The 8,106-nt window shown below is 74.9% G+C and carries 4 protein-coding genes; 3 read left to right on the top strand and 1 reads right to left on the bottom strand.

The genetic code is table 11. The features are described from left to right. The 3 genes from ACFV2S_RS36145 to ACFV2S_RS36135 form a co-directional block, all read left to right on the top strand. A partial coding sequence (locus ACFV2S_RS36145; protein ID WP_385569892.1) for a GNAT family N-acetyltransferase occupies positions 1 to 812 on the top strand: 812 nt, incomplete at its 5' end. A 527-nt stretch (positions 813 to 1,339) separates the two neighbouring features. After that, entirely contained in the window at positions 1,340 to 3,142 is a 1,803-nt protein-coding gene (locus ACFV2S_RS36140) for a S8 family serine peptidase (protein WP_385569887.1), read from the top strand. Between the two features lie 225 nt (positions 3,143 to 3,367). Beyond that, the gene (locus ACFV2S_RS36135; RefSeq protein ID WP_385569884.1) at positions 3,368 to 6,322 is read left to right on the top strand and encodes an AAA family ATPase; all 2,955 of its coding nucleotides are present in this window, start codon (positions 3,368 to 3,370) and stop codon (positions 6,320 to 6,322) included. Positions 6,323 to 6,523: 201 nt separating this feature from the next. Here ACFV2S_RS36135 and rox read toward each other — a convergent pair whose 3' ends face one another. Continuing rightward, positions 6,524 to 7,951, bottom strand: coding sequence for a rifampin monooxygenase (gene rox / locus ACFV2S_RS36130; protein WP_385569881.1), 1,428 nt, complete (start codon positions 7,949 to 7,951; stop codon positions 6,524 to 6,526). Between the last annotated feature and the right edge of the window lie 155 nt (positions 7,952 to 8,106).

Below are 8,106 nucleotides of genomic sequence, written 5' to 3'. Positions count from 1 at the left end.
GGGCGCTCGTGCGGTCCTGGGCCGCCGGGGAGGGGTGGAATCCCGGACTCTCCGACGTCCCGGCGTTCTTCGCCCAGGACCCGGCGGGCTTCTTCCTCGGCCGGGTCGACGGGGAACCCGTCTCCGCCATCTCGGTCGTCACCTACGACGCGGCCTACGCGTTCCTCGGCTTCTACCTCGTCCGGCCCGACCTCCGCGGGCTCGGGCACGGCCTCGCCACCTGGCGCGCCGCGCTCGCCCACGCGGGCGACCGGGCCGTCGGGCTCGACGGGGTGCCCGCGCAGCAGGACAACTACCGTCGCTCCGGCTTCAGGTCCGCCCATCGCACCGCGCGGTACGTGGGCGCGGTCCCGGCCCCCGACCGTCCGGCGGCCGGCCTGGTGCCCGCCGGGCGCGCGGACCGGGCCGCCCTCGCCGCGTACGACGCCGCCTGCCACCACGCCGACCGGCCCCGGTTCCTGGACACCTGGCTGTCCACGCCCGGCCATCGGGCGCTGGCCCGTGTCGTCGACGGCCGTCTGGCCGGATACGGGGTGGTTCGTCCCGCCGAGGACGAGGCGCGTGTGGGGCCGCTGTTCGCGGACACCCCGGCGGACGCGGCGGCCCTGCTCGACGGGCTCGCCGCCGAGGCCCGGGAGTTCGGCGCGGACCGGATCGCGGTCGACATGCCGGAGGCGAATCCGGCGGCGGCGGCACTGGCCCTGGAGCGCGGCCTGGAGCCGACGTTCGAGACGGCGCGGATGTACACGGGCCCGGTCCGCCCGGTGGCCGGGGAGCGCGTCTTCGGCGTCACCACGCTCGAACTCGGCTGAGGCCGGCGTTCCACTACCTCGGCGTCACCACGCTCGAACTCGGCCGAGGCCGGCCTTCCGCATACCGGGGAGACGACGGCGCGCCCACCACCGAGGCCGCCGCCCAGGCCTCGGGGGCACCCGGGCCCCCGCCCGCATCGCCCCTCCCCCCGCCGCATACCCTGGCCCTGCAGGCTCGCCGCGGAGCCCCGGGCCTTCCCCCCTCACGGGACCCCCACCACCCGGTGAGGGGGGACAAGGGTTTTCCCCGTATCGGGTTCACCACCCCGTTCCCTACTGTCCTCCGCACCGGCAGATATCATCCCCCGAGCGCACCCTGACAGGTGCATGCGGAGGGCGTCGTCCGCCGGGGACGGCCTTGACCCGGGCCGTCGCGCCGGTGGCGGCGCACGGGCCCCCCAAGCCCAGGGAACGGCGGACGCGACCCCACTTCGCCCCGTGTGTCCCGCGCCGCCGCCACTGCTCCGCAGTCACGTCGTACTCGAAAGGGCCACACCTTGAACGGTTCCAGGCGGAGAGTCATATCCGTGGTCGCGAGCGCCGCGATCCTCGGTGCCGCTGCCATGACCTCCGGGGCGTTCGCCGCCGCCCCGGTCGCTTCCACCCCGAAGCCGGCTCCGGCTTCGCAGGCGATGCGGGCGCTTCCCAGCGCCCCCGTCGAGAAGGTGATCGTCACCTACAAGACCCGGACCGCCGAGGCCGGTTCCAACACCGCCGCGAAGAGCGACGCGGCCGAGAAGGCCGCGAAGACGGGCGAGAAGCTCTCGTTCGAGCGCCGCCTCGCCGGCGGTGCCGCCCTCGTCGACCTGGGCGGCAAGGCGACCAAGCAGGACGTGACCGAGGTCATCGACGCGTTCCGCGCCGACCCGGCCGTCGCCTCGGTCGAGCCCGACATCCGCGCCTACGCGATGGCGGTCACCCCGAACGACACCGACTACGCCAAGCAGTGGGACCTCTTCGAGCCCACCGGCGGCATGAACGTTCCTGCGGCCTGGGACAAGGCGACCGGCACCGGCGTCACCGTCGCCGTCATCGACACCGGTTACGCGGCCCACTCGGACGTGGCGGGCAACATCGTCTCCGGCTACGACTTCATCTCGACCTCCGCCGACGCCCGCGACGGCAACGGCCGCGACGCGGACCCGAAGGACGAGGGCGACTGGAACGCCACCGCCGGCGAGTGCGGCGCCGGCTCCACGGCCTCCAACTCCTCCTGGCACGGCACCCACGTGGCCGGCACCATCGCCGCGACCACGAACAACACCAAGGGCATCGCGGGCATCGCGTACAACGCGAAGATCCAGCCCGTGCGGGTGCTCGGCAAGTGCGGCGGCTCGTCCTCCGACATCGCCGACGCCATCACCTGGGCCTCCGGCGGCACCGTGCCCGGCATCCCGGCCAACGCGACCCCGGCGAAGGTGATCAACCTGAGCCTCGGCGGCGCCAGCTCCACCTGCCCGAGCGTCTACCAGACCGCGATCAACGGCGCCGTCGCACGCGGCACCACCGTCGTCGTCGCCGCGGGCAACAGCAACGCCAACGCCTCCGGTTTCACCCCCGCGAACTGCTCGAACGTCATCACCGTGGCGTCGACCAACCGCGCCGGTTCCCGGTCGTACTACTCCAACTACGGCACCATCGTGGACGTGGCCGCGCCCGGCGGCGAGACCCGCAACGCCACCGACACGCCCGGTACCGTCACCACCCCCGAGAACGGCATCTACTCCACGCTGAACTCGGGTCTGACGACCCAGTCGACCGAGAACTACAAGCCCTACCAGGGCACCTCGATGGCGGCGCCGCACATCGCCGGCCTCGCCGCCCTCCTGAAGTCGGCCAAGAGCACCCTCACCCCGGCCGAGATCGAGTCCGCGATCAAGACCAACGCCCGCCCGCTGCCCGGCACCTGCACCGGCGGCTGCGGCACCGGCATCGCCGACTCCGCGAAGTCCGTGAACGCGGTCCTCGACACGACCCCGCCGACCGGCACCGTCTTCACCAACGCGACGGACGTCCAGATCCCGGACAACACCACCGTGACGTCCGCGATCGCCGTCACCGGCCGCACGGGCAACGCCCCCGCCACCCTCAAGGTCGGCGTGGACATCAAGCACACCTGGCGCGGGGACCTGGTCGTCGACCTGGTCGCCCCCGACGGCACGGTGCGCAACCTGAAGGCCTCCTCGTCCTCGGACAGCGCCGACAACGTCGTCGCCACGTACACCGTCGACGCGTCGAGCGAGGTCGCCAACGGCACCTGGAAGCTCCAGGTCCGCGATGTGGCCACGGGTGACACCGGCTACATCGACTCGTGGAGCCTCACCTTCTGACGCACCACCGCACCACCACTGAACCACCCCCCACATCAGCATCATCGCTGGTCAGCGACGCGCCCGTGGTCTACACCACTGGCGCGTCCTGGCGTTGTGGGGGCACGCGCCCACGACGCCTCTGTCCGAATGCCGGACACGGGGCCTGGACTGTGCCGGTGGGCTCCGTATTCTCTGCGCACGGGGTTCATGGGCCGGGCCCCGAGGGGCCGGAGGTGGTGGACAGTGACGACAGCGCCACAGAGCCCTGCCCCGGTGGGCCGGCAGGAGCTCCTCACCCGGCTCGAACGCGCCCTGCACACCCGGGGCCGCGCCCTCCTCACCGGACCCGCGGGCGTCGGCAAGACCGAGGTCGCCCTCGCCGAGGCCGCCCGCGCCGAGGCGCGCGGCGAGACCGTGCTGTGGCTCGCGACCCTGCCGTCCGACCGCGACATACCCGGGGCGGCCGCCGCCGCCCTCGTCGCCTCGGTCGCCGCGACCGTGACCTGGCCGGGTCTCGGCACCGGCGGGCCCGCCGTCGGGTCCTCCGGGCCCGGGAAGCCCGGAGCCTCCCCGCCGGGGACGCCCGGGGCCCCCGCCGGAGCCCTCGGGGTGCTCGACTCGGGGGTCCTCGCCTCCGGGGTCTTCGACCAGCTGCCGGGCCCCCAGCGCACCGCCGTCGCCATGCTCTGCCGCGAGGCTCCCATCGACGCGGGCGGCTGGGACCCGATCGCGCTGCGCCTCGGCATCGCCCGGATCCTGCGCGCCCTGACCTGCCGGGGCCCCGTCCTGCTCGTCGTCGACGGGGTGCAGCACATCGACGCCGACAGCGCGGACCTGCTGCGGTTCGCCCTCCATCTGGCCCCGCCCGCGCTACGGGTGGTGGCGGTGGAGACCCCCGAGCCGTACGCGGAGGCCCACGAGCCGTACCGGGAGAGCCACCGCCCCGACGACCCGCACGCCGCGCACCTCTGGGTGCCCTCGGAGGCGGACGTGCTGCGCGTCCCGCCGCTGCACGCCGACGAGATCGCCGAACTCCTCATCCACCACCGGCTGCCCTCCCGGATGGCCGGGCGCATCCACCGCGCGAGCGGCGGCAATCCGCGGCTGGCGCTCGCCGTGGGCCGCTCGCTCGCCGACGCGCGGACCCCGGTGCACCACGCCGAGGCCCTGACGCTGTCCGGGCGCGCCCGCGACCTCGCCCGCCAGCTCCTGGGCGCGGCGCCCCCCGCCGTGCGCGAGACGCTGCTGCTCGCCGCCCTCGCGCTGCGCCCCTCGGCCACCCTGGTGCGGCGCGCCGGGCGGCCCACCGCCGAGGCGGACCTCGCCGCGGCCGAACGGGCCGATCTGGTCTCGCTCTCCGAGGACGGCTCGGTGACCTTCACCGCCGGGCTGCTGCCCTCCACCCTGGTGCACGACGCCTGCTGGGCCGAGCGGAGCGCCGGGCACGCGGCCCTCGCGGAGGTGGTGGACGACCCCGTGGAAGCGGTACGGCACCGGGCGCTGGCCACCGAGCGGCCGGACGAGGAGCTCGCCGCCGAGGTCGCCGCCGCCGCCGACCTGGCCCGGCGGCGCGGGAACAGCGCACTCGCCGCCGAACTGGCCCTGCTGGCCGCCGAGTCGACCCCGGGCCGGCACGGCACACGCCGGATCGCGCGGCTCGTCGACGCCGCCGAGGAGGCCGCCCGCGCCGCCCGCGCCGACCTCGCGATGCGGGCCGCGACCGATCTGCTCGCCCGGGACGCGGTGCCGTCCGACCGGGTCAGGGCGCGGCTCGCCGTGCTCGACACCGCGGGCCAGGGGCTGACCGGGCTCGACGAGATGTACGTCCACGCCATGGAGGACTCCGAGGGCGACACCGCGCTGCGGGCCGCCGTGCAGCTGCGCCTCGCCGTCAAGTACGTGCTGGCGGACGGTGATCCGGAGCGCTCGCGCACGGCCGCGGTCGAATCGGCCGCGCTTGCCGCCTCGATGGGAGACCCCCGGCTCGCGGCGCAGGCCCTGACCGTGCAGGCGCGGATGGAGCGGGCCCTCGGCTCGCCGGACGCCGAGACCGTACTGGGCCAGGCGCGGGCCCTGGAGCGGGCCGAGCGCCCGCTGGGGATCCGCAACGCCGCCCAGATTCTGACGGTCCGTCACGCTCTGTTCGACGACCGTCTCGACGACGCCCGGGACGAGCTGAACGCGCTGCTCCCGCTGGTCCAGCGGCGCGGTTCGGTGGAGGACACCATCGAGCTGTTCTCGACGCTCGCCGCGATCGAGTCCCGCAGGGGCGCCTGCGCGGCGGCCCTCGCGCACGCGGGCCAGTCCCTCGCGCTCACCCTGGAGGCGGGCCTCTCCCCCGGCCCCGCCTGGTACACGCTCGCGCTCGCGGAGACGGCCGGCGGCAGCTTCGCGCGGGCCGCGAGCTACGCCCGCCGCAGCGTGCAGGCCTCGGAGGAGGAGGGCGACCGGGTCTTCCTCTCGCGCAGCCGGTACGCGCTCGGCCGCGTCCAGTTGATCAACGGCGACGTGGCCGCGGCGCTGGAGACCCTGCGGCGGGTCCAGGCCGACGAGCGGGCCCAGTCGACGGTGGACCCCTCGATGCTGCGCTGGCACGAGGAGCTGGCCGAGGCGCTGCTGGGCCAGGACGCGGGCGACGAGGCGCTGGCCCTGCTCGCGGAGGTCCGGCCGGTGGCGGAGCGGCTCGGCCGGTCCACGGTCCTGCTGGGCTGCGACCGGGCGTACGCCCTGTGCCTGGCGGCGGAGGGCCGTACGGACGAGGCGGCCGATCTCCTGACGCGTACGGCCGACAGCTTCGGCCGGGCCGGTCTGCCGCTGGAGCGGGGGCGGGCGCTGATCGCGCTGGCCCGGGTCGAGCGCCGCCGCCGGCGCCGGTCGGCGGCGCAGAACGCCCTGCACGAGGCGGCCTCGGTGTTCGAGCGGGCCGGGGCGGCCCCGTGGCTGGCCCTGGCGAGCGAGACCCCGGCGGGCGAGGCCGTGGGCCCCGGCACGGGGGGCGAGGAGTCGGTGTCCGCGCTCGCGTCGCTGACGGAGGCGGAGCTGCGCCTGGCCCGTCTGGTGGGCCAGGGAGCGAGCAACCAGGAGGCGGCGGCGAAGCTGTACCTGAGCGTCAAGACGGTGGAGGCGCGGCTGACCCGCATCTACCAGAAGCTCGACGTCCGCTCCCGCGCCCAACTGGCGACCGCGCTGCGCCCGTAGACCCGTGGTACGCGGTGCCCTGTGCGCGGTGTACGCCGCACCGGCCACCCGGTGCCCCGGCACCCGCACGACCGGCCCACCACCCGGGCTCCGGCGGCCCACCGACACCCACCGCTCCGACCACGGCAGGCCCGTGCCGGAGCTCCCGACGGGCGGCGTCCCGAGGACCGGGACCCGCCCGTCGGGTCACCGCCGCGGGCTTCAGGCCTTCGCGGCGCCGAACCACTCCGTCAGAAGGCCGTCGAGCTCCTTCTGGTCCTCGCCGACCCAGACGACGTGTCCGTCCGGCCGCAGCAGCACGGCGGGCGCGTCGAGTTCGTCGCCGCCGTCGACGACGTGGTCGACGCGGTCGGCCCAGGGCTCCGCCGAGAGCCGCCCGGTCCGGTCGAGGAGCAGGCCGCGGCCGCCGTGCGTCAGGTCGTACAGCCTGCCCCGCTCCAGGGCGATGTCCCGCAGGCGCCGGCCGAGGAGTTCATGGCCGTCGCCGAGGTCGTAGCGGACGTCGACCGCGGTGACCATGCCGGTGATGTGGCGGTTGACCTCCTCGAAGTCCATGAGCTTCGAGAACAGTTCGCGCAGCGCGGTCGGACCGGGCTCGCTGCCGAGGAGCGTCATCTGCGCGCGGGTGTTCGCGATCACCCGGGCGCCGACGGGGTGCCGCTCGGCCTCGTACGTGTCGAGCAGTCCGTCCGGCGCCCAGCCCGCGACCGCGGCGGCCAGCTTCCAGCCGAGGTTGAACGCGTCCTGGATGCCGAGGTTGAGGCCCTGGCCGCCGGTCGGCGGGTGGATGTGGGCCGCGTCGCCCGCCAGGAACACCCGGCCGACCCGGTAGCGCTCGGCCTGCCGGGTGGCGTCGCCGAAGCGGGACAGCCAGCGCGGCGCGTGCACGCCGAAGTCGGTTCCGGCGAAGGCCCGCAGCTGCTTCCTGAAGTCGTCGAGGGTGGCCGGGGCGGCGCGGTCCTCGGCGATGCCGTCGGCGGGCACGACGATGCGCCAGCCGCCGTCCCCGAGGGGAGTGACGGCGAACCGCAGCTGGGTCCTGTTGACCTCCGCGACGGCGGCGGCGACCGTCTCCGGGTCCGCCGTCACCTCCATGACGCCGAGGAGCGTCTCGACCGTCGCGGGCTCACCGGGGAAGCCGACCCCGAGCAGCTTGCGCACCGTGCTGCGACCGCCGTCGCACGCGGCGACGTAGCGGGCGCGCAGCTCCGTGCCGTCGGCGAGCCCGACGGTCACCCCGTCCTCGTCCTGGTCGACGCCGACGACGGTGCTGTCGCGGCGGATCTCCGCGCCGAGCTCCCGCGCACGCTCTTCGAGCAGCCGCTCCGTGTCCGGCTGCGGCGTGGCCAGGCCGTAGGGGTGGGCCGTGTCGAGCCGCTCGGGCCACGCCTTCATCACGCCGCCGAAGAGGCCGCCGACCTGGAACTTCTCGCTGATCGCGGTGAACCTCCCCAGGAGGCCGCGCTGGTCCATCATCTCGACGCTGCGGGCGTGCAGGCCCTGGCCCCGGGACTCCCGGGTCGGTTCCGCCAGCTTCTCGAGGACGAGCACCCGCACGTCGTGCAGGCGCAGTTCGCTCGCCAGCATCAGTCCGGTCGGTCCGCCGCCGACCACGATCACATCGAACATCTCTCGCGCCCCGTTTTCCGCAGTTCTTCGCTTCGAACGGAGAGTGTGCTGCACAGAGGGGGCCTTGCCGCAAGGCCCCCCGTGCGCTATATCTTGAGAGTGGCAAGGAGAGATCGTTCCTCCTTGCCTTCTCTGTTTCCCGCCCGCTCGTTCCG

It is taken from the genome of Streptomyces sp. NPDC059695, assembly GCF_042733785.1.
Taxonomy (GTDB): Bacteria; Actinomycetota; Actinomycetes; order Streptomycetales; family Streptomycetaceae; genus Streptomyces.
This window is presented reverse-complemented; position numbering and strand designations above follow the sequence as displayed.

What these genes read in the sequence shown, in the direction of transcription:
- rox (WP_385569881.1), bottom strand. Translation starts at nt 7,951, where the DNA reads ATGTTCGATGTGATCGTGGTCGGCGGCGGACCGACCGGACTGATGCTG.